19 protein-coding genes are annotated in these 20,637 nt (G+C 73.2%); 13 read left to right on the forward strand and 6 right to left on the reverse strand.

Translation table 11 applies throughout. The features are described 5' to 3' along the window. Window positions 1-284 precede the first annotated feature (284 nt). The 5 genes from ACVUH9_RS12435 to ACVUH9_RS12455 all read left to right on the forward strand — a co-directional run bounded on the left by ACVUH9_RS12435 (window position 285) and on the right by ACVUH9_RS12455 (window position 3,324). Window positions 285-1,166, forward strand: coding sequence for a rhomboid family intramembrane serine protease (locus ACVUH9_RS12435; protein ID WP_475757340.1), 882 nt, complete (start codon window positions 285-287; stop codon window positions 1,164-1,166). Window positions 1,167-1,214: 48 nt separating this feature from the next. Further along, window positions 1,215-1,601, forward strand: coding sequence for a hypothetical protein (locus ACVUH9_RS12440; RefSeq protein WP_475757342.1), 387 nt, complete (start codon window positions 1,215-1,217; stop codon window positions 1,599-1,601). Then, complete coding sequence (locus ACVUH9_RS12445) at window positions 1,598-2,275, forward strand: metal-dependent hydrolase (RefSeq protein ID WP_475757343.1); 678 nt, start codon at window positions 1,598-1,600, stop codon at window positions 2,273-2,275. Before ACVUH9_RS12440 ends, ACVUH9_RS12445 begins: the two co-directional genes overlap by 4 nt. A gap of 7 nt (window positions 2,276-2,282) precedes the next feature. After that, a complete protein-coding gene (locus tag ACVUH9_RS12450; RefSeq protein WP_475757345.1) occupies window positions 2,283-2,561 on the forward strand; it encodes an Lrp/AsnC family transcriptional regulator in 279 nt (92 codons plus the stop codon). A 79-nt stretch (window positions 2,562-2,640) separates the two neighbouring features. Beyond that, window positions 2,641-3,324, forward strand: a complete 684-nt coding sequence (locus ACVUH9_RS12455) for a hypothetical protein (protein ID WP_475757346.1) — start codon at window positions 2,641-2,643, stop codon at window positions 3,322-3,324. A gap of 120 nt (window positions 3,325-3,444) precedes the next feature. Here ACVUH9_RS12455 and ACVUH9_RS12460 read toward each other — a convergent pair whose 3' ends face one another. Next, a complete protein-coding gene (locus ACVUH9_RS12460; RefSeq protein ID WP_475757348.1) occupies window positions 3,445-5,046 on the reverse strand; it encodes an RNA polymerase sigma factor in 1,602 nt (533 codons plus the stop codon). 167 nt (window positions 5,047-5,213) lie between these two features. On the opposite strand from ACVUH9_RS12460, the gene ACVUH9_RS12465 reads away from it, so the two are divergent. From ACVUH9_RS12465 to ACVUH9_RS12475, 3 genes are read left to right on the forward strand one after another with little or no spacing between them, the layout of a single operon-like run. Beyond that, a complete protein-coding gene (locus ACVUH9_RS12465; protein ID WP_475757350.1) occupies window positions 5,214-5,498 on the forward strand; it encodes a DUF167 domain-containing protein in 285 nt (94 codons plus the stop codon). Between the two features lie 47 nt (window positions 5,499-5,545). Then, window positions 5,546-7,222, forward strand: a complete 1,677-nt coding sequence (locus ACVUH9_RS12470) for an adenylate/guanylate cyclase domain-containing protein (RefSeq protein ID WP_475757352.1) — start codon at window positions 5,546-5,548, stop codon at window positions 7,220-7,222. 9 nt (window positions 7,223-7,231) lie between these two features. Then, window positions 7,232-8,908 (forward strand): acetolactate synthase, encoded by a 1,677-nt coding sequence (locus ACVUH9_RS12475; RefSeq protein ID WP_475757353.1) that lies wholly within the window; start codon window positions 7,232-7,234, stop codon window positions 8,906-8,908. Window positions 8,909-9,107: 199 nt separating this feature from the next. Here the strand turns inward: ACVUH9_RS12475 and ACVUH9_RS12480 are convergent, their stop codons facing one another. Continuing rightward, window positions 9,108-10,034 carry a Ppx/GppA phosphatase family protein gene (locus ACVUH9_RS12480; RefSeq protein ID WP_475757355.1) on the reverse strand — a complete coding sequence of 309 codons (927 nt, stop codon included), beginning with the start codon at window positions 10,032-10,034 and terminating at the stop codon, window positions 9,108-9,110. A gap of 477 nt (window positions 10,035-10,511) precedes the next feature. Between ACVUH9_RS12480 and ACVUH9_RS12485 the strand changes: the two genes are divergently transcribed. Together ACVUH9_RS12485 and ACVUH9_RS12490 are read left to right on the forward strand one after the other, a co-directional pair. Continuing rightward, complete coding sequence (locus ACVUH9_RS12485) at window positions 10,512-11,105, forward strand: TetR/AcrR family transcriptional regulator (protein WP_475757357.1); 594 nt, start codon at window positions 10,512-10,514, stop codon at window positions 11,103-11,105. Between the two features lie 126 nt (window positions 11,106-11,231). After that, window positions 11,232-11,528: a glutathione S-transferase family protein gene (locus ACVUH9_RS12490; protein WP_475757359.1), complete on the forward strand. Its 297-nt coding sequence runs from the start codon at window positions 11,232-11,234 to the stop codon at window positions 11,526-11,528. Between the two features lie 13 nt (window positions 11,529-11,541). Here ACVUH9_RS12490 and ACVUH9_RS12495 read toward each other — a convergent pair whose 3' ends face one another. Then, a complete protein-coding gene (locus ACVUH9_RS12495; RefSeq protein WP_475757361.1) occupies window positions 11,542-11,907 on the reverse strand; it encodes a DsrE family protein in 366 nt (121 codons plus the stop codon). Between the two features lie 138 nt (window positions 11,908-12,045). Beyond that, complete coding sequence (locus ACVUH9_RS12500; RefSeq protein WP_475757362.1) at window positions 12,046-13,005, reverse strand: SDR family oxidoreductase; 960 nt, start codon at window positions 13,003-13,005, stop codon at window positions 12,046-12,048. A gap of 220 nt (window positions 13,006-13,225) precedes the next feature. Between ACVUH9_RS12500 and ACVUH9_RS12505 the strand changes: the two genes are divergently transcribed. Together ACVUH9_RS12505 and ACVUH9_RS12510 are read left to right on the forward strand one after the other, a co-directional pair. Then, window positions 13,226-14,770: an arylsulfatase gene (locus tag ACVUH9_RS12505; RefSeq protein WP_475757364.1), complete on the forward strand. Its 1,545-nt coding sequence runs from the start codon at window positions 13,226-13,228 to the stop codon at window positions 14,768-14,770. A 59-nt stretch (window positions 14,771-14,829) separates the two neighbouring features. Beyond that, window positions 14,830-15,759 (forward strand): formylglycine-generating enzyme family protein, encoded by a 930-nt coding sequence (locus ACVUH9_RS12510; RefSeq protein ID WP_475757366.1) that lies wholly within the window; start codon window positions 14,830-14,832, stop codon window positions 15,757-15,759. A 19-nt stretch (window positions 15,760-15,778) separates the two neighbouring features. Here the strand turns inward: ACVUH9_RS12510 and ACVUH9_RS12515 are convergent, their stop codons facing one another. Further along, window positions 15,779-18,481: an EAL domain-containing protein gene (locus ACVUH9_RS12515; RefSeq protein ID WP_475757368.1), complete on the reverse strand. Its 2,703-nt coding sequence runs from the start codon at window positions 18,479-18,481 to the stop codon at window positions 15,779-15,781. 219 nt (window positions 18,482-18,700) lie between these two features. Here ACVUH9_RS12515 and ACVUH9_RS12520 point away from each other — a divergent pair, with 219 nt between their 5' ends. Further along, complete coding sequence (locus tag ACVUH9_RS12520; protein WP_475757369.1) at window positions 18,701-20,053, forward strand: heparin lyase I family protein; 1,353 nt, start codon at window positions 18,701-18,703, stop codon at window positions 20,051-20,053. Between the two features lie 54 nt (window positions 20,054-20,107). Here ACVUH9_RS12520 and ACVUH9_RS12525 read toward each other — a convergent pair whose 3' ends face one another. Further along, window positions 20,108-20,617: a hypothetical protein gene (locus tag ACVUH9_RS12525; protein WP_475757371.1), complete on the reverse strand. Its 510-nt coding sequence runs from the start codon at window positions 20,615-20,617 to the stop codon at window positions 20,108-20,110. Window positions 20,618-20,637: the final 20 nt, after the last annotated feature.

Consider the following 20,637-nt stretch of genomic DNA (forward strand, 5'->3'; position numbering starts at 1 on the left):
GCTCGGTCCACGAACACCTCAGACGGACCCGCGGGGTTTCGGCATCGCCGCGTGGACCTCGGCAGGGCTGGCGCCCAGCTCTCGGTCCACGCGTGCCGACCTGCTCGGTCCACGAACACCTCAGACGGACCCGCGGGGTTTCGGCATCGCCGCGTGGACCTCGGCAGGGCTGGCGCCCAGCTCTCGGTCCACGAACACCTCAAATGGACCCGCGGGGCTCCTGGATCGGGGCCATCTGGCGGACGGGAGCCGCGGGGTACCCCGGCGGGCTTACACTAGGTCTGATGGCGGGCGGCGCAGCAGAGTTGTTCACGGAATGCAGCTCCTGCGGACAGCAGGTCAGCACCTTCGTGACCGAATGCCCGTACTGCGGGACCCGGCTCCGCAAGCGCGCTCCGCGCCTGGACCGCAAGGACGGCGACCTCGAGGCGCTGCTCCGGGACGGCCCGGAGGACGCCGTCGGCGATCCCGGCGACCCGCGGGACAACGTCGTCTCGCTGCGGAGCAAGGGCCGCGCCAAGCTGCGGCGGCCGACGTCGGCGGCCCAGTCGACCAAGAAGCGCGGTCGGCCTGCCGGTGGCCGTCTTCGGACGGCCGTCGCGGTCGGCGAGGGACGCCCGTGGGCGACGCTGCTGATCGTCCTGGTCTCCCTGATCGGGCTGCCGGTGACGATCATCATCGGCCAGCAGGACCTGCTGCTCAGTGGCGGCCTCAGCGACACCCCCGCCTGGCGCTACCTCGTCGCGGCGCTCTCCTACGAGCAGAGCGACATCTGGCACGCCTTCGCGGTCCTGACGACCTTCGGCGTCTTCGGTTGGCTGTGGGAGCGACGGACGGGCCCCGTGCTCGGTCCGGCGATCGTGCTCGGGACCTTCCTGATCGCCGGGGTCGGCGGCCTGGTGGCCTCGGCGGCGATCGACGGCGGCGGGATCCAGGCGGGCGCCAGCGGCGCCGCCACGGCGCTCGCCAGTGCCTGGATCGTCGCCGAGCTGCGTGCGCGCAAGCGCAAGGAGTCGATCGACGGCGACCTGCTCGGGGCTTCGGTGCTGCTGCTGGTGACCCTGGCCACCAGCACGATCGTCGTCGCCGGCGCGCCAGTCGCCGCTTGGCTCGGGGTCCTGCTCGGTGCGGGCCTCGGGCTGGCGCTCTCGGCCGCCCGCCGCTGACCGACGGACCGGGATCGACGGGCGCCGCCCGTGCGTATGCTCTCTCTGGTGTCCGAGCAACGTCCCTACACCGCGGAGCAGGTCGACGCGGCCGTCCGCGCGATCAGCGATCCGAAGCGGCTGCGCCGGGCCGAGGAGGTCGTCACCCATGCGGTCCCCGGTCTCGAGCGGATCATCGACGGAGCGCTGCACGACGGCGGCTGGTTCAGCCAGGGCCACGAGCAGGTCGTCAACGCGGCGATCGCCGAGCCGGACCTGGCGACCCGCGGTGAGCGGCTCAACGCGCTGATCTCCGACGAGTCCCGGCTGGCGATGCTCGTCGGGGTGACGGTCGGCTTCGCGCTCGCCCGCGAGCTCGCGGATCCCGGGACCGCGGCTGCCGAACAGGACCCCGAACCCGCCCCAAGCGATTCGAGCGAGGAGAACCCCGCATGACCAAGCTCACGTTCCTCGGCCAGTCGGCCGTGCTGCTCGAGGCCGACGGCCGCCACGTCCTGGTGGATCCGTTCCTCAGCGACAACCCGAAGGCGACGGTCTCGCCCGACGAGGTCCCCGCCGACATCATCCTGCTGAGCCACGGCCACGGCGACCACTACGGCGACACGGTGGCGATCGCCAAGCGGACCGGGGCGAAGGTCGTCGCGATCGTGGAGACCGCCAACGAGCTCGCCGCTCAGGGGCTCGACGTCGCGGACCCGAACCTCGGCGGCACCGTCGCGTTCGAGGGCGGCTGGGTGCGCCTGGTGCCGGCCTGGCACACGAACACGACCCCGAGCGGGACCGTGGCCGTCGCCGCCGGCCTGGTGATCAACTTCGGCGGGAAGACCGTCTACCACCTCGGCGACACCGCGCTCTTCAGCGATCTGGCCCTTCCCGGTCGCCGCGACCGGCTCGACGCGGCGCTGATCCCGATCGGCGGCCACTACACGATGGACCGCCACGACGCGATCGAGGCGGCTCGGCTGGTCGGCGCCCCGGTCGTGGTGCCGATCCACTACGACACCTTCCCGCCGATCGAGACGGACGTGCAGGCCTACAAGCGCGACGTCGAGGACGCCGGACTGGCGACGGTCGCCGTCCTCGAGCCCAACGCGTCGATCGAGATCTGAGGCCACCATGGCGTCCACGGCAATCGTCCTGATCCAAGCCGACCAGCAAGCGCTCCCCGACCTGGGGCAGCGGCTGGCCGACGTCGAAGGCGTCGCCGAGGCCTACTCCGTGACCGGTGAATGGGACTTCGTGGCGATGGTCCGGCTGCGCAATCCGGAGGAGCTGGCGCGGGTCGTCACGACCGAGATCTCCCGCGTGGTCGGCATCCGCCGGACGCAGACGCTGATGGCGTTCGAGGCCTTCAGCCAGCACGACCTCGACGCGCTCTTCGACGTCGGGGCCTGAGCCCGGGCCGCGCGGGAACGGCCGCCGCCCGCGCGGGTGACCGAGCCCGCGGCGAGCGGCGACCGGTACCCTCGCCTGCGTGCCGATTGCGCGCCCCGAGTACGGTCCTTCGCTGCCGGAGATCGCCGGCCCCCGCCTGCGCCGGGTGCCACCCCGCATCCGCTGGACGGTCGTCGGGGTGCTCGTGCTGCTGCTCGCGGCGGTCGCGGCCTACCTGCTGCTGCGGGGACGGCCGCTCGAGCAGGTCGTGGTCCGGGGGCCGTTGACCTTCAACACCCGCTTCGACGATCGCGTCAAGCGCGTGCCGGCCGGTCCCGGTGAGCTGCTGCGGCTGGAGAACGTGCCCGCCCCGGGACGCGCACCCGAGCAGCTGGTCTTCCGCGACGCCGGGCCGGCCCCGACCCGACCGGAGCCGGCCGGGGCCCCGGTCGCGCAGCTCGCGCTGCGGATGGCCCCGATCGTCGCCGACCTGCGCCGCGAGCTCGGGCCGGACAAGTTCCAGCTCCGCGGGCAGGGTCGCGTCAAGATCGGCCGCGACTACGCCGGGTGGCTCGTCCGGTACCAGTTCTACCGCGGCGATCAGCTCTGGTACGGCGTACGGCTGCTGCTGCTGCCTGACGTCCCGAAGCCCGACACCCGGGTGCTCGACATGTCGCTGCAGAGCCAGCAGTCGGACGTGGTGCCGAACGTCGCGACGGCGGGTTCGAACGGGCCGATGCGGACGCCCTTCTACGGCGTCGCGTTCGGGACCGAGGCGCCCTAGCCGCGGGCGGGTCGTCGGCGGCCGGCCGGGAGGCCGGCCCGTGTGGATCGGATCGTCAGGCGCCGCCGCGGGGGTGGGCGCCGAATCGGGCGTCGGAGCATCGCGGCCGCCGGGTGCGGACTAGCGCGAGGAGGACTTCTTCGTCGACTTCTTGGCCGGCTTCTTCTTCGCCGGCTTCTTGCTGCTGAGCGGCTGGGTCGGCAGCTGGCCGGACGCGCCGGGCGTCGGCTTCGGTGCCGGCGGTGCGGGCGTGGTGGAGCTGGTCGACGGGCCCGGCTCGGTGGTCGTCGGCGGCGCGGTGGCTGCCGGCGGGGCGGTCTCCGTCGTCGTCGGCGGCACGGTGGTCGTCGTCGACGGCAGCGTCGTGGTCTGCTCGCCGCTGTCGACCGGGGGCGTCGTCGGGACGGCGGGCGCGGTCGTCGTCGGCACGCTCGGGGCGGTCGGGGCGGTCGTGACCGGCGGCGGGACCGGATCCGTGGTCGGCGTCGGGGGAGCCGTCGTCGTCTCGGTCGGCGTCGGGGCGGTGGTGGTCGTCGGCGCCGTGGTCGTCGTCGCCCGGGCGTCGCCGGTCGTCGTCTCGGTCGGCGTCGCCGTGGCCGTGGCCGCGGGGGAGAGGCCACCGCTGCCTTCGGGACCGGGCGCGGGCTTGACCGGCGTCACGGCCGGGGTCGAGACGTGGACGGTCGGCGGAGCGACCGGTGCCGCGGCGCGGACGACGTTCGGCACGTCGATGAGCTTGGCGGAGGTGCTGTAGCGGGTCCGGGCCTGATCGACCTCGACCGCACCGGCGGTGACGATCGCGGCGGCGGCGAGGCCGGCTGCGGTCTTCGAGGCGATCGCGGTGACGCCGGTGGTCAGCATGCCCCCGGTCAGCGTGCCGGCGGCGACGCTGCCGGCTGCCGCCCCGCCGGACGCGCCGAGGCCGGCGGTCGCGTGCGCGAGCAGCTTCTTGAGCAGCACCAGCGGGCCGATCGGCATGATCGCCTGGAGGGTCTTGTTGTTCGCCTTGAGGTGGGTCTGGAACGCGGCACAGCGCTCGCATTCCTTCAGGTGCCGCCGGACGGGCGGGCTGGCCCGGGCGAGCGACTCGGCGACCACGCCGAGCTCGTCGCGGACCTCCTCGCAGGTCAGGTTGCGAGCCTCGGAGGCCTCGGCGAGGGCGACGCGGGCGCGCACCAGCAGCGACTTGACGCTGGGCACCGTGGTGTCCATCGCCTCGGCGATCTGGTCGTAGGCGAGGGCGTCGATCTCGCGCAGGAGCAGCGCGGTCCGCTGCGTCTCGGGCAACGACTTGACGTCGCCGAGCAGCTCGCGGAACTCCTCACGGCGGTGGGCAGTGTCGGCCGCGGACGTGCCGTTGTCCGCGATCCGGTCGTCCATCGTGTCGACGCCGATCGGCTGGATCTTGCGCAGGTGGTTCAGGCACCGGTTGCGGGCGATCCGGTAGAGCCAGGGACGGACGTTGATCGCGCGGTCGTCGCCGTTGATCGCGTTGAAGGCGTTGGCGAAGACCTCCTGGAGGACGTCCTCCGCGTCCTCCTTGCTGCCGAGCATGTGACGGCAGAAGGAGAGCAGCCGCGACTGGTACCGCTGGACCAGGACCTCGTAGGCCGCCTGGTTGCCGCGCCGCGTGAGCGTCACCAGCCGCTCGTCGCCCTGGAGACGCAGGAGCGCCGTGGGGCCACGGTGGACGGGAGCGGTATCGAGAGCGGAGACTTCCACGACGGACGGTGCAGGGCTTGGGGCAGGGCCACGCATCGCGAGATCCCGTTCCACAAGTAGGAACACCGGGAACGGAGAAAGGTTGCGGTGGCGGTGCCCGGGTTGGCTTCCGGGGCCACCGGCCGCCGGCGCGCGGGCGCTGTACTCCTCCTCTACGGTAGCGCGTGATGTCGGAGGAGACGAGGATCGCGGTCCGGCTGCAACCTCGCGGCCGCCAGGACGAGATCGTCGGTTGGCGCGACGACCGGCTGTTGCTGCGGGTCACGGCCCCGCCGGTCGACGGCCGCGCCAACGTGGCGCTCTGCCGGTTGCTGGCCAAGCGGCTGGGGGTCGCCCGCGGCGCGGTGAGCGTGGTCCAGGGACAGACCAGCCGCGACAAGCTGATCGCCGTGTCCGGCCTCGACGCGGGGGCGGTCGCGTCGGCGTTGCCGCCGCGGGCGACGGGACCGTAGGCACGGGGCCGAGGGGCCTTCGGGCCTCCGCCTGGGAGGATGTCGGGGTGCTTCGGCGCCCGCTACACGCGCTCTATCGGCGCCTCGGTCCTCGCTATCCGACCCTCGCCGTCCTGCTGGTCCTGGCCCAGGGTCACATCGTCGTACTCGCGGCGATCCTGATCCTGTCGCGGTTCATCACGCTCTCCGCGGGCGACTGGCTGATCATCATCGGGACCTCGCAGGCGCTGACGCTGGTCGAGACGTTCTTCGTCACCAGCACCGCCAGTCGTCAGCTGCAGCCGGTCCGGGACTGGCACGACAGCGAGACGACCGCGGACGGGGCGACGGCGGCCTGGCGGGCCCTGACCCGCCTGCCGCTGCGGCTGGTCGGCTTCGCGGCGGCGATGCGGACGCTGGTCTCGTCGGTGGTGATGATCACGGTGATCTCGCTGGTCGCCGACCTCAGCGCGTTCCCCAGCGGCGTCGCGCTGGCGTTGGCGGCGACGGTGGTGCTGAGCGCCGGCGTCCTGATCCGCTACCTGGAGCTGGAGCTGGTCCTCCGCCCGGTCGTCGAGGCGGTCGCGCCGGGGCTCTCGGACGACGCAGAGCTGGACCCGTCGCTCTCGCTGCGCTGGCGGCTGCTGATCGCGGTGCCCCTGATCACGCTCGTCTCGGGCGGGGTCGTGGCCAGCTTCAGCACCGGCGCCGACGGGCTGTCGGACTTCGGCTTCGGGATGGCGATCGCGCTGCTGACCAGCGCGACGATCGCGCTCGGGCTCTCGGCGCTGCTGGCCCGCAGCTTCATCGCCCCGCTGCGCGAGCTGCAGGACACCACCGACGCGGTCACCGCCGGCGACATGAAGCGGCGGGCGGCCGTGCTCGGCGGCGACGAGATCGGCCAGCTGGCTCGCTCGATCAACGTCGGGCTCCAGGGCCTGCGCGAGCGCGACCGGCTCCACGAGACGCTCGGGACCTACGTCGACCCGGCCGTCGCCACCCGCCTGCTCGACGAGGGGCCGCAGCTCCAGGGCGACGAGCGCGAGGTGACCGTGGCGTTCGTCGACATCCGCGGCTTCACCGCGTTCGCCGAGCGGGCCTCGGCGGCGGACGTCTTCGCGCTGCTGAACGACTTCTACGGCGTGGTGGTGCCGGTCGTCGAGCGCTACGGTGGCCACGCCAACGCCTTCCAGGGCGACGGCCTGCTGGTCGTCTTCGGCGCGCCGACGGAGCTGCCCGACCACGCCGACGCCGCGGTCACCGCCGCGATCGAGATCGCCCGGGTCGTCCGGCAGCACTTCGGCGGCGACCTCCAGCTGGGGATCGGGATCAACAGCGGACCGGTCGTGGCGGGGACGATCGGCGGCGGCGGACGGGCGGCCTTCACCGTGATCGGCGACGCGGTCAACACCGCCAGCCGGGTCGAGGCGATCACCCGCCGGACCGGTGACGTGGTGCTGTTCACCGAGGAGACTCGGCGACGGCTCGAGCGCGACCACGGGACGATCTCGGCCCGCCCTCCGGCGCCGGTCCGCGGCAAGCGCGACCCGGTCCGTCTGCACGCGCCGCTGCTCGCCGGCCGCGTCGACGATCCCGAGGGGCAGCTGGAGGACCGGCTGGTGCGGCTGCTGGTGCGCGCGAAGGACGCCGCCGGTGCGGCCGCGGGAGCCCCGGACGCGGGCCCCGCGGGCGCGGCCGGCGGCGGGGCGACGGAAACGACTGACACGCTTCCCGACCCGCGGTAGGGTCGGCCCATGACGAGCGAGCAGACGCCGGCCGATCCTCCCGAGTCCTTCCACGGAGGCCGCCTGATCGCGCGGCGGCTGCTGGCCAACGGGGTCGACACGCTGTTCACGCTCTCGGGCGGTCACCTGTTCTCGATCTACGACGGCTGCCGCTCGGAGGGCATCCGGCTGGTCGACACCCGCCACGAGCAGACCGCCGCCTTCGCCGCCGAGGGCTGGGCGAAGGTCACCCGGACGCCGGGCGTGGCCGCGCTGACCGCCGGACCCGGGATCACGAACGGGATGAGCGCGTTGGGCTCGGCCCAGGAGAACCAGTCGCCGCTGGTCGTGCTCGGCGGCCGCGCTCCGGCTCTGCGCTGGGGGATGGGGTCGTTGCAGGAGCTGGACCACGTCCCGTTCGTGCGGCCGCTGACGCGGTTCGCCGCGACCGCCAACGCCCCGGCCGAGATCCCCGGCCTCGTCGACGACGCGCTTCGTGCCGCGACCGCCGCACCATCGGGGGCCGCGTTCGTCGACTTCCCGATGGACCACGTCTTCACCGAGGCGCCCGATCCCGCCGGGCCGGCCGTGCTGCCGGCGCCGGGTGCCGGACCGGCGGCCGACGGTGCCGCGCTCGACCGTGCGGTGGCGCTGCTCCAGGAGGCGGAGCGGCCGGTGATCATGGTCGGCACCAACGTCTGGTGGGGGCACGGCGAGCAGGCGCTGCTGGAGCTGGCCGAGGCGCTGCGGATCCCGGTCTACATGAACGGGATGGCCCGCGGGGTGGTTCCGGCAGACCACGAGCTGGCCTTCTCGCGGACCCGGGGGCAGGCGCTCGGCGGGGCCGACGTAGCGCTCGTCGTCGGGGTGCCGATGGACTTCCGGCTCGGCTTCGGCCAGGCGTTCGGGGATGACACCGAGCTGATCGTGATCGACCGGGTCGAGCCCCAGCGCGATCATCCGCGGCCGGTCGCGGCGGAGCTCTACGGTGGCCTGCCCGCGATCCTCGACGCGCTGCGGAGCGGGGCCACCGGTCACGGGGCCGCGGGCGACCCGCGGCGGAACGCGGCCTGGGTCGACGGGCTGCGCGCGACCGAGGACGAGCGGCGCGCGGGCGAGCAGGCCGAGCTGGCGGACGACCGCTCGCCGCTGCATCCGCTGCGGATCTACGGCGAGCTCGCCCAGATGCTCGACCGCGACGCGATCGTGATCGTCGACGGCGGTGACTTCGGGTCGTTCGCCGGACGCGCGATCGACAGCTACGTGCCGGGCGCGTGGCTCGATCCGGGGCCGTTCGGCTGTCTCGGCTCGGGACCCGGCTACGCGCTGGCGGCGAAGCTGGCCCATCCCGGACGGCAGGTCGTGCTGCTCCAGGGCGACGGCGCGTTCGGCTTCTCCGGGATGGAGTTCGACACGCTCGCCCGCCACGGCGTCGCCGTCGTCTCGGTCGTCGGCAACAACGGGATCTGGGCGCTGGAGAAGCACCCGATGGAGTTCCTCTACGGCTACTCGGTGGTCGCCGACCTGCGACCCGGGACCCGGTACGACCAGGTCGTGACCGCGCTCGGTGGCCACGGCGAGCTGGTCGAGCGGCCCGACCAGCTGCGTCCGGCGCTCGAACGGTCGTTCGCCGCCGGCGGCCCGGCGCTGGTCAACGTGCTGACCGATCCGGCGGTCGCCTACCCGCGGAAGGCGAACCTGGCCTAGAGCCGTCTCAGAGTGATCGGCCGCCTGGGAGGGCCGTTAGCCATCGCCGGAACGGGGTGGGCAGCGGGGTCAGGTTGCGTCGCCCGCCCGGATCGGGGTCAGCTCGCGTCGGTATGCGACGCATGCTGACTCCCGTCCTCGAGGCGCGACGCGAACGGACCCCGGACCCCGTCGGTCGCAGGTCAGCGTCGGTCGCAGGTCAGAGCTCGCCGGTCGCGGCGGCGATCACGGCGCCGCGCAGGATGTCGTGCTCGGAGACCTCGCAGACCTGGACGTCGAACAGCCGCAGCGCGACCGACAGCAGGATGCAGCCGGCGACGATCGTCGGGGCGCGCTGCGGTTGGAGGCCGCGCACGCCGGCCCGCTCGTGCTCCTCCATCAGGGCGAGCCGCGCGGTCAGCTCCTCGATCTCGGCCAGGGTCAGCTGGTAGCCGTGGACGCGGTCGATGTCGTAGGCGTCGAGCTCCTGGGCGATCGCCGCGCACGAGGTGGCGGTGCCGGCGACGGCGATCACGCTGCCGATCCCGGCCCGCACCGCGGGCGGCACCGCGGCGGCGAACGTGGCGCGGACGTCGTCGGCGAGCGCGGTCAGCTCCTCGTGGAGGGGCGGATCGTGGTGCAGGTGGCGCTCGCTCTGGCGGACCACGCCGGCCTGGACCGAGACGCTGAAGTCGACCTGCTCGCCGTGCCCGATCACGAACTCGGTGCTGCCGCCGCCGACGTCGACGACGGCCACGGGGCGATCGCCCGGCGTCCGGCCGCTGGTCGCGCCGAGGAAGGTCAGGGCGGCCTCCTGCTCGCCGGGGATCGTGCGCGCCTCGATGCCGAACTCGTCGCGGACGCGGGCGGTGAACGCCGGGCCGTCCTCGGCGTCGCGGACGGCGCTCGTCAACACGCCGACGGTGCGCTCGACCGCGTAGCGATCGAGCAGCGAGCGCACGATCGCCAGCTCGTCGGCGACCCGCGTGATCGCCTCCGGGTCGAGCCGGCCGGTCCGTTCGACGCCGTGACCGAGGCGGGTCACGGTCGAGCGCCGGTACAGCTCGGTCAGGCGGCCGTCGTCCCCGAGCTCGGCGATCAGCAGGCGGGTCGAGTTGCTGCCCAGGTCGACGGCGGCGAGGCGCATGCCTCGCAGGCTATCCCGCGGTGGGCGTGGGGACCCGCCGGCGCGAGCCACCGCTGGGCTGGGCCGGGCCGGGCCGGGTTGGGCCCGAGGGGCGGGGCAGACGACGGACGGCGTGCGGGACGGAGCCGACGCGGAGTCGATTGGAGACGGACGGGGCGCGCCGACGGCGCGAGCGCGGTCCGCGATCCGGGATTCCGGAGACGTCGATGGTCCGGCACGCCCCCCTAGTGGGGGGATTGCGGCGGCAAGAGGTTCCGTCGCAAAGCCGACCGGCGGTAGGATACGCCGCCGTACACGTCCGCCAACGGACCCTCGACCGGCCCCTCCTGAATGTCCAAATCGATCCCCAAGACCGCCCAGAATGCCCGCAAGGCGGTTGAGAAGGCCGGGAAGGCCGCGACCCGCGCGGCGGCCCGTCAGGCGACACGCACCAAGCGGCCCCGGGCGGCCCACCTCGGACCCGAGGTGCGTCGGCCGATGATCCTGGACGCCGCCTTCGGCGTGTTCCTGGAGCGTGGCTACGAGGGCGCGTCGATGGAGGAGATCGCCCGCCGAGCCGGCGTCTCCAAGCCCGTGGTGTACAGCAGCTTCGCCGGCAAGGAGGCGCTCTTCGGCGAGCTGCTGCGACGCGAGGAGGAGCGGATCCTGGCGGCGATGGCCTCGTCGGTCCCGGAGTCGCTCGACACGGACGACATCGAGCCGGTGATCGCGGATGCGCTCACGGCCTTCCTCGAGGCGGTCGTCGCCTCGCCCGAGTCGTTCCAGGTCGTCTTCCTCGGTGCCGGTGGCGCCGACGCCGCGATCACCCGCCGGATCCAGCGGGGGCGCGAGAACCAGATCAACGTGATCGCCAAGCTCGCCCAGGGCTGGCTCGAGAGCCAGGGCGTCCCGGACGCCGAGAGCAACGGGCGCCTTCACGGCTACCTGTTCGTGGGGATGGCCGAGAACGCTGCCCGCGCGCTGGTCGCCGAGCCCGACCGCTGGACGCCGCGGCAGCTGGGCGATCAGATCGGCCGGCTCTTCATGCGTGGCCGCGGGGGAATCGAGCAGCCCACCAAGAGCGGCGACTAGCGACGCCGCCGGCCGTACGCCGGGGCTCCGCAGCGAACGCCCCACCGCGGTCGGGTTGGGGGCGACGGAGGTTGGTGGTTGGTGGTGGTTGGGTGGGTGTCGCGGGGGTGTGGGAGCATCCGCGGTATGGCCACGCTCTACACCTGTTCCGCAACCGACCGCAATCCGGCGATTCATCCGTGTGGGAAGGCCGCGAAGGCCTTGCGGACCGCCGGCCACGAGTTCGAGATCGAGAAGGTCGGCGGGTTCAAGGCGCTGCCCTGGACCCGCCGCGGGAAGCGCGACGGGATCCGCGAGCTGACGGGCCAGGAGGACGTGCCCGTCTACGTCGGCGACGACGGCACGGTGGTCGCGGGTACGAAGGCGATCGTCGGCTGGGCCGCGCAGCACCCGTACCCACGCCCCGCCGACGCCACGGCCTAGGCGGGCCCGGCCCTCAGTAGCTGAAGACCGTCCCCGCCTCGTCCCCGAGCCACGCCAGCATCGGCGTCGCGCCGGCCAGGCGGGCGTTGGGGACGAAGGCGTCGGCATCGAGCTTGCGGGCGGTCACGCAGATCGGGCAGACCAGCAGCGTGCCCCCGCCCTCGGCGAACTGTCCGAACAGCCGCTCGAGTGGCGGGCAGCCGTCGCAGGCCACGGCTTCGGCGTGGCCTGGCACCGCCAGCCGCACGGCTTCCTTGGTGAGGAACATCGCGACCTCGCGGCCCCGTTCGAGTGCGGCGCCGGCCACGAGGAAGGCGACCGTCACCCGCTCGGCGTCCTCCAGGCCCGTCGCCAGATTGATGAGCACCTTGTTGGCCATGTCCACTCCCAGTCACTGTTGCTTACATTGTGCGCACGGGGCAGCATGGCGGGCGCGGCCTCGGGGCGCAAGCCCGCGGGGCCGGTGGGGCGGGCCGATCGTCGGCGCGGCCGATCGCGTCGGTCCGTCGACGGCTGGTCAGCGGTAGTCGGCGTACTGGCCGTTGCCGCCCGCCTGGAGGACCTCCGCGTCGTAGCGCCAGAAGTCGGGCCGGGAGCCGTCGACGTCACGGAAGCCGTAGGCCGCCGCGAGTCGGCCGACGTCGAGCGACTGCTGGTTCCAGCGGCCGCGCTCGGGATCGGCGGCGAGCGCGGCGACGGCGCGGCCGACGAAGCGCGGGGACTCGGAGAGCGCGAAGTCGGCGGGCGCGGGGCCCGTGGGGGCGAGGGCGTCGCGCCAGTTCGGCTCGGAGACGCCGAAGCCGTCGAGCATCATCTCCGACCGCAGCCAGCCCGGGGTCAGCGCCACGGCGGTCGCGCCGTAGGGGGCGAGCTCGTGGCCCTGGGAGAACGCGAGCCGGTTGACGGCCGCCTTGGCCAGGTCGTAGAAGACGGAGATCCGGTAGCGCGAGGCGTTGTACTCGCTGGTGCCGTCGGTGACCTCGACGAGCAGGCCGCCCGGCCCGTCGATCAGGAGCGGCAGCAGGTGGTGGGAGGTGACCAGGTGGGTCTCGATCGCCAGCCGCAGGATCCGCAGCCCGTCCTCGAGGTCGTGCTCCCAGATCGGCGTGTTCCACCGGGCGGGGCCGCCCTTGAGGGTCTCGGCACCCCAGATGTCGTTGACGAGCACGTCGATCCGGCCGTGCTCGTCGCGGATCCGCTCGGCCAGGTGCCCGACCTGCTCCGGATCGAGGTGGTCGACGGCCAGCGGGATCCCGGTCCCGCCCAGCGCGCTGACCAGCTCCGCGGTCCGTTCGATCGTCTCGGGTCGGTCGTAGTCGGAGACGGTCGTCCCCGAGCGGCTGCTGCGGCCGGTGCAGACGACCGTCGCCCCGGCCTCGCCGAGCGCCGTGGCGATCCCGCGGCCGGCCCCGCGGGTCGCGCCGGCGACCACGGCGACCCGACCGCGCAGCGCTTCCCGGTCGGGCGTCCACGTCACGGCCCGACTCTCTCAGCCGCCCGCGACGCCGTCGTGGCGCGGCTCACGCGGGCGACGGGAGCACGTCGAACGGCCCCACGACGGCCGCGAGGGACGGGCGTCGGGCGCCGCGCCGGCTCGGCCTTCCGGGCCGATCACCCTGGCTGGGTGATGCCCGCCCGCCCCGTCTGACCCGATCCTCGGCGAAGCCGTCCGCCGTCCGTACGAGGAGCCGAAGACCGTGAGCGAGAACCCGCAGCCGAACGTCCTGGTGATCTGGGGCGACGACATCGGCATCAGCAACCTCAGTTGCTACAGCGATGGCCTGATGGGCTACCGCACGCCGAACATCGACCGGATCGCCGAGGAGGGCGTGCGCTTCACCGACTCCTACGGCGAGCAGAGCTGCACCGCCGGGCGCGCGGCGTTCATCACCGGGCAGAGCGTCTTCCGCACCGGCCTCAGCAAGGTCGGCGTGCCGGGGGCCGACATCGGGCTGAGCGCCGAGGACCCGACGATCGCCGAGCTGCTCAAGCCGCTGGGGTACGCGACCGGGCAGTTCGGCAAGAACCACCTCGGCGACCTGAACAAGTACCTGCCGACGGTCCACGGCTTCGACGAGTTCTACGGCAACCTCTACCACCTCAACGCGGAGGAGGAGCCCGAGCTGCCCGACTACGCCCAGGAGAAGGACTTCCCCCGTCTCCACGCGCTGGCGTTGCCGCGGGGCGTGATCCACTCGTGGGCGGCCGACGAGGACGACGACACCGAGGAACCCCGCTTCGGTCGCGTCGGACGCCAGCGGATCGAGGACACCGGCCCGCTGACGAAGAAGCGGATGGAGACGATCGACGACGAGACGATCGGCGTCGCCGCCGACTTCATCCGCCGCCAGCACGAGGCCGAGACGCCGTTTTTCGTCTGGATGAACACCACCCACATGCACCTGCGGACCCATCCGAAGCCGGAGAGCGTGGGCCAGGCCGGACGCTGGCAGTCGCCGTACCACGACACGATGATCGACCACGACGGGCACGTCGGGCGGCTGCTGGACCTGCTCGACGAGCTGGGGATCGCCGATGACACGCTGGTGATCTACAGCACCGACAACGGGCCCCACGCCAACACCTGGCCCGACGCCGGCACGACCCCGTTCCGCAGCGAGAAGAACACCAATTGGGAGGGCGCCTTCCGGGTCCCGGAGCTGATCCGCTGGCCCGGCCGGATCCCTGCCGGCGAGGTCTCCAACGAGATCGTCCAGCACCACGACTGGCTGCCGACGATCCTCGCCGCGGCGGGCGAGCCCGAGATCGTCGACAAGCTCAAGCAGGGCCACACGATCGGCGACAAGACCTACAAGGTCCACATCGACGGCTACGACCTGCTGCCCTACCTGACCGGCGAGGTCGACAAGAGCCCCAGGCTGGGGTTCGTCTACTTCTCCGACGACGGCGACGTGCTCGGGCTGCGGTTCGACAACTGGAAGGTCGTCTTCATGGAGCAGCGGGTCCAGGGGACGCTGCAGCTGTGGGCGGAGCCGTTCGTGGCGCTGCGGCTGCCGAAGCTGTTCAACCTCCGGACCGATCCCTATGAGCGGGCGGACATCACCTCGAACACCTACTGGGACTGGTTCATCGACCACGACTACATCACCTTCTACGCGACCGCGATCACGACCGCGATCCTGGAGACCTACAAGGAGTTCCCGCCGCGCCAGGAGGCGGCCAGCTTCACGATCGACCACGCGGTCGCGAAGCTCAACGCCTGGCTGACCTCGGGCCACTAGTGCGGACCGCGCGCGGCACGGGGACGACCCGGAACGGCGAGCCGCCGGCGATCGGCGCGATGGCGTGGATCCCCGGCGGCACGTTCCGGATGGGCTCCGACGACCACTATCCGGAGGAGGGACCGGCCCACCGGGTCGCCGTCGACGGCTTCTGGATCGAGCGCCACCCGGTCACCAACGACCAGTTCGCCGGATTCGTCGGCGCGACCGGCTACGCGACCGTCGCCGAGCGGCCGCTCGATCCGGCCGACTTCCCCGGCGCTCCGGCGGAGAACCTGGTCCCCGGGTCACTCGTCTTCACGCCGACGCCGGGGCCGGTCGACCTGCGTCACATCAACCAGTGGTGGACCTGGACGCCCGGAGCCTGCTGGCGCACCCCGGAGGGGCCGGCCTCCTCGCTGGCCGCACGCAGCGACCATCCGGTCGTCCACGTCGCGGACGAGGACGCCCGCGCCTACGCGACCTGGGCGGGCCGCGAGCTGCCGACGGAGGCGCAGTGGGAGCGGGCGGCCCGCGGCGGTCTCGAGGGCGCCGCCTACGCCTGGGGCGACGCACCCGAGCGAGCGGGCGAGCGGCGGGCGAACTTCTGGCACGGCGACTTCCCGTGGCGACCCGCTCCCGGCTACGGCACGACCACCGCCGTCGGCCGCCATCCCGCCAACGGCTACGGCCTGTTCGACGCGGTCGGCAACGTCTGGGAGTGGACGGCCGACTGGTACGGCGACCGTCATCCCGACGACGCCGAGCACGCCTGCTGCGTGCCGCGGAACCCGCACGGGGGCGAGGCGAGCGCGAGCCTCGATCCCGCTCAGCCCCAGTTCGCGATCCCCCGCAAGGTGATCAAGGGCGGGTCGTTCCTCTGCGCCGACAGCTACTGCCGCCGCTACCGGCCGGCGGCGCGGCGACCGCAGATGGTCGATACCGGCACCAGCCACATCGGCTTCCGCTGCGCCCGGGCCGCCGACGAGGACGGCCCCGGTCACGCCTGAGGCCCGCCCGTCGTCGACGTCAACCGGCGGCGGCGCCGTCGCGGCCGTACTGCCGGACCACCTCGTCGATCGGCAGCGGCCGGCCCAGCAGCGGGCCCTGGGCGAGGTCGACGTGGAGGTCGACGAGCAGCGCTCGGGTCGATTCGTCCTCGACGCCCTCGGCGATGGTGTCGAGGCCGAAGCCCCGGGCGAGCTCGACGATCGCGCGGACGACGCTGTGGCTGCGGTCGTCCTCGCGCAGCTCGGCGACGAACGAGACGTCGATCTTGACCGCGCTCCAGGGCAGCTCCAGCAGGTGGGTGATGCCCGCGTAGCCGGCCCCGAAGTCGTCGAGCGCGGCCCGGCAGCCGAGCTCGGCGACCCGGCGGACGAACGCGCGGGCGACGGCCTCGTCGGAGCGGAGCGCGGCTTCGGTGATCCCGAACGTCAGCAGCGCGGGGTCGACCTCGCTCGCGGTCGCGTCGTCGTCGGCGGGTTCGGGGGCCGTGGCCGCCTCCGGGGTCGGGAGGTCGGCCGTCGCCCCGGTCGCCCCCGTCGGTGCCGGGACGCCCTCGCCCGAGGTCGTGAACGCCTGCCCGCCGGTCCCGGCGTCCGCGTCGCCCTCGTCGGGGTGCAGCAGCGACTCGACGTAGGGCAGGAGCGTCGGGTCGGTCACGGACTCGGCGGACAGCTGGACCTCGACGGCGACGCCGCGCTGGGCGATCCGGACGGCACGGGCGAGCAGCCAGCGGTCGATCCGCCGGATCAGCCCGTGCTCGCGGGCGATCGGGAGGAACTGCCCGGCCGAGATCAGGCCGCCGCCTCGGGCGGCGATTCGCGGCAGCAGCTCGTGCCGGACGACCGCCCCGGACCGTAGGTCGACGATCGCCTGGGCCTGGAGCACGAAGCGATCCTCGGCGAGCGCGTCGCGGATCTTGCGCAGGATCCGGGCCGTCGTGCGCGCGTGGTGGAGCAGCGACTGCTCGTGCTGCTGGGCGCTGACGTCGCGGAAGACCACCACCGACCCGGAGGCGCCGTCGCCGGAGTCGTAGGGCGCGGCGGTGTAGGAGACGGTCAGCGCGGTGCCGTCGCGGCGCAGGAACTCCTCGGCGGGCACCCGCAACTGCCGTCCTGCCCGCCCCGTCGCCGGCGGGTGACGCACGGCCGAGATCGCCTCGTGCATGCTCTTGCCGCGCAGCTCGTCGGCGGTCCACCCGAGCATCCGCGTGGCTGCCGGATTGACGTCGGTCACCAGCCCGAACGCGTCGAGCGTGACCAGGCCCTCATCCATCGCCGAGGCCACCACCCGCAGGCAGTCGCGGGCCGAGAGCAGCGCGCGCTGGGCCTGGACCTTGGCGCTGACGTCGACCGACACGCTGACGATCCCGATCGGCTTGCCGCCCCCGTTGCGGATCAGGCCATGCCGGACCAACGCCTCGAACGGTCGACCCTTGCGCGGCCGCATCCGCAGCTCCCCGGACCAGTGGCCCTCGCGCAGGACCGCCTTGATGCTGGCCCGGAACAGCTCGGCCTCGCGCAGCTCGACGGTCAGCTCGCCGAGCGGCCGGCCGAGCGCCTCCTCCTCCTTCCAGCCGTAGAGCGTCTCGGCCCCGGCCTTCCAGCGGGTCACCACCCCGTCGAGCGACGACAGCACGACCGCTGAGTCGACCTCGTCCAGCAGGCTGCGGGTGATCCGCTCCTCGACCTCGACCTGCCGCCGGGCGGTGATCTCGCGGTGGCGGATCACCACCCGCGGTGGGCCGTCGCCGCGGTAGCGGACGGCACGGGCCTCGAACCAGCGCCGTTCGCCCTCGCTCTCGCCATCGTCGATCGAGTACTCGGTCAGGAAGCTCTCGATCCGGCCGCTGAGGATCTCCCGTATGCCCCAGGCCGCCTCGATCGCGTCCTCGCACTCGTCGGCTGCCCGGTCGCAGACGCCGAGGTAGCTGGTGCCGGGCCCGGTCGTGTCGGCGGCGTCGTGCTCGATCGCGACCTGCCGCCAGGTCTCGTTGACGGCGAGGATCGTCCCGCTCTCGCCGACGACGGCAATCGGATCGTCGAGCGAGTCGATCGTGACCTGCTGGAGGTCGGGCGGCGCTATGCGGTCACCGGTCTCGGCCACGATCGTGACCATCGCGCGGGGGACGGCGAAGGCGTTGGCGTCGATCTCGCCGCGGCGCAACGCGAGCGCCACGCCGTGCGGCCGGTTGCGGGCCTCGAGCTTGGTGAGGGCGTGCGAGACGTGCGACTCGACGGTCGCGGGGGAGAGGAAGAGGTCGGCGGCGATCGCCTGGCCGGTCCGGCCGAGCGCGACCTGCGTCAGGACCTGGCGCTCGCGGTCGGTCAGGAGCTGCTCGCTGGGCGGCTCCGGCGCGCGGCCCGTCGCGGGGAAGTCGAGGGCCAGCAGGTGGACGCCTTCGGAGACGTTGGGAACGCAGCGGATGTCGACCACCAGCCGGCCGCCGTCCGGCATCTGCAGGGCGAGCGTGATCGGCTGGCGCTCGTCGAGCGGCATATCGGGCCCGTCCTCGTCGGGGGCGGAGCCCTCGATCGGAGCGAGCGCCTCCGTCAGCTGCGCGCGCTCGCTCTCGGGGACGAGGTCGTCGAGGGTGAGGGAGGTGACCTCCGGGCGCGAGAGTCGCAGCAGCAGGCAGGCGACCCGGTTGGCGTCGACGATCCGGCGGGTGCCGTCGACCAGCAGCATCGGCCGGGCGCTGCGTCGAAACTGCTGCTGACGGTCCATCGCGTTCCCCGATCGGGCCCCGGGGCAGGGACGCGTGATCAGTGACTCGGGCAGCCACGGGCCGCTGGGGCCGTCCGCTACTCCCGAAAAAACAGGATCCTCACAGCTCGTGCCGCCGAAAAAGGGGGAGATTCCTGACTCCGCGGCGAACCCTCTCCGAACATTTGGTTGACACCGGCAGGCGGTACTGCCTGCTGGGCGCATACCGAAGGAGCAGGAATGCAGGAGACGACGAGTAACGGGACCTCCGAGAGCAATCACCGCGGGGCGTCGCACCGGGTCTGGCGGTCCGCGCTGGCCGCCGGCGTCGTGGCCGGCGCGCTGGTCGCGCTCCCGGCCGCCGGCGCCTCCGCCGCGGTGGCCCCGAAGACCGCCGACATGAACGCCGGCAGCTTCGCCGGCTTCGACCAGACCAACGCGACGACCGGCACGCTCTCGATCGACCGCAGCCGCAGCTACGAGGGTGGGGCGGCCGCGCACGCCCGCTACGACGGCGGTGGCGCGAACGGCTTCGCCCGCGGGATCTTCAACGTCGGCTGGGCGACCGGCGACGACGTCTACTACGGCGGGGCGTTCTACCTCCCGGCGGGGTTCAAGGCCGGCATGAAGTCGGAGACCGACCTCATGCGGTACGACAACTACGGCTCGGCCTCGACCACCGACTACGGCGGCATCGGGCTGTTGAAGGCCGACAACAAGGCCCACCTGTACCGGATGGGCGAGTACGTCAGCGGCTCGTCGGGCGGCGGGTCCAGCAACGACATGAACGTGGCGCCGGCGTTCGACGTGCCCGAGGGCCGCTGGTTCTGGCTGGAGGTCCACCAGAAGCTGAGCCCGAGCGACGGGACCGCCGTCAACGAGGTCTGGATCGACGACAAGCTGGTCTCGTCCTCGAGCAAGGCCAACAGCTACGGGCGTGGCGTGACGCGGTTGCGCTACGGCCTGGTCGCGATCGGCGCAGGCGCGCAGAGCACCCCGCTCGACCTCTGGTTCGACCGGGCGATGGTCCGCTCGTCGCGGATCGGCGCTTCCGGGGGCGGCGTGGCCGACCCCGGGCCCGGCACGGGCGGCGGCTCGACGGGCGGTGGCTCGACGGGTGGCGGTTCGACCGGTGGCGGCTCGACGGGTGGCGGCTCGACGGGTGGCGGTTCGACCGGTGGCGGCTCGACGGGTGGCGGTTCGACCTCGGGTGGCGGCTCCACCTCGGGCGGCGGCTCGACCTCGGGCGGCTCCGGCTCGACGAAGCCGGGTCGCGGCGACGGTGGCTCGCGGAAGGACCGTGGGAAGAAGCGCGGAACGACCGCGACGACCCGCACGGCCGAGCGGGTGCGGGTCAAGCAGGCCCAGATCCGCAACGGCCGGCTCTCGCTGAAGGTCGCAGCCAGCGGCCGGATCGCGCGGACCGACTACCGGATCGTCCGCCACTCCGGCTACAAGCGCTACGCGAAGCCGATCCGCCTCTCGGCGAGCCAGCGCCGTCACGCGAACGTCGTCGTCCGCGTGACGCTGAAGGACAAGTCCCACGCCTCGCTGCGGCTGAACGTCCGCCACGGGCACGTCAGCGCGCGCTGAGCAGCGGGCCCGTCGGTGACGGGTGCGCTGAGCAGCGGGCCCGTCGGTGACGGGTCAGCCGAGCCGGTCGAGGTCGAGGCCAACGACGCGTCCGCCCGGGCGGATCGCGTCGGCCGAGACCGAGACCCGGAGCCGTCCGTGCTCCACGACCCGGGCCCGGACGCCGGCGACGTACCCGGCGACCTCGCGGACGTCGACCTCGATCACGTGGTCGACGTCCGCCCGGTCGTCCCGACGCTCGCCGTCGAACGTGATCGGCTCCCGGAACACGACCTCGAGCGCCCGCCGCAGCGCGTCGGTGGCCAGCAGCAGGTCGGGGTTCCCCGGGTCGACCGGAGCCTGGCCGAGGGCCTGGTCGCCGATCGCGGCCCGCAGGGCGCGGATCTCCGGCTCGAGCCGTTCCAGCGCCTCGACGTCGAGCGCACGGCCGTCGTCGGCCGTCTCGGACGGGTCGTCGCGGCGGGCGCGCCAGCGGGTCAGCGCCTCGCCGGCCTGGGCGTAGAGGAACTGGATCCCGTTGGCGAGCGCCACGGCGCTGATCGCGGCGAGGCTGAGGTCATCCACGGAGGGCTCGTTTCGTCGGA

It is taken from the genome of Patulibacter ginsengiterrae (assembly GCF_056269115.1).

Bases quoted from the DNA above. Each gene is read 5' to 3' on its own strand.
- ACVUH9_RS12435 (WP_475757340.1), top strand. From the start codon at position 285: ATGGCGGGCGGCGCAGCAGAGTTGTTCACGGAATGCAGCTCCTGCGGA.
- ACVUH9_RS12445 (WP_475757343.1), top strand. From the start codon at position 1,598: ATGACCAAGCTCACGTTCCTCGGCCAGTCGGCCGTGCTGCTCGAGGCC.
- ACVUH9_RS12450 (WP_475757345.1), top strand. From the start codon at position 2,283: ATGGCGTCCACGGCAATCGTCCTGATCCAAGCCGACCAGCAAGCGCTC.
- ACVUH9_RS12465 (WP_475757350.1), top strand. From the start codon at position 5,214: ATGTCGGAGGAGACGAGGATCGCGGTCCGGCTGCAACCTCGCGGCCGC.
- ACVUH9_RS12475 (WP_475757353.1), top strand. From the start codon at position 7,232: ATGACGAGCGAGCAGACGCCGGCCGATCCTCCCGAGTCCTTCCACGGA.
- ACVUH9_RS12480 (WP_475757355.1), bottom strand. From the start codon at position 10,034: ATGCGCCTCGCCGCCGTCGACCTGGGCAGCAACTCGACCCGCCTGCTG.
- ACVUH9_RS12485 (WP_475757357.1), top strand. From the start codon at position 10,512: ATGATCCTGGACGCCGCCTTCGGCGTGTTCCTGGAGCGTGGCTACGAG.
- ACVUH9_RS12490 (WP_475757359.1), top strand. From the start codon at position 11,232: ATGGCCACGCTCTACACCTGTTCCGCAACCGACCGCAATCCGGCGATT.
- ACVUH9_RS12495 (WP_475757361.1), bottom strand. From the start codon at position 11,907: ATGGCCAACAAGGTGCTCATCAATCTGGCGACGGGCCTGGAGGACGCC.
- ACVUH9_RS12510 (WP_475757366.1), top strand. From the start codon at position 14,830: ATGGCGTGGATCCCCGGCGGCACGTTCCGGATGGGCTCCGACGACCAC.
- ACVUH9_RS12515 (WP_475757368.1), bottom strand. From the start codon at position 18,481: ATGGACCGTCAGCAGCAGTTTCGACGCAGCGCCCGGCCGATGCTGCTG.
- ACVUH9_RS12520 (WP_475757369.1), top strand. From the start codon at position 18,701: ATGCAGGAGACGACGAGTAACGGGACCTCCGAGAGCAATCACCGCGGG.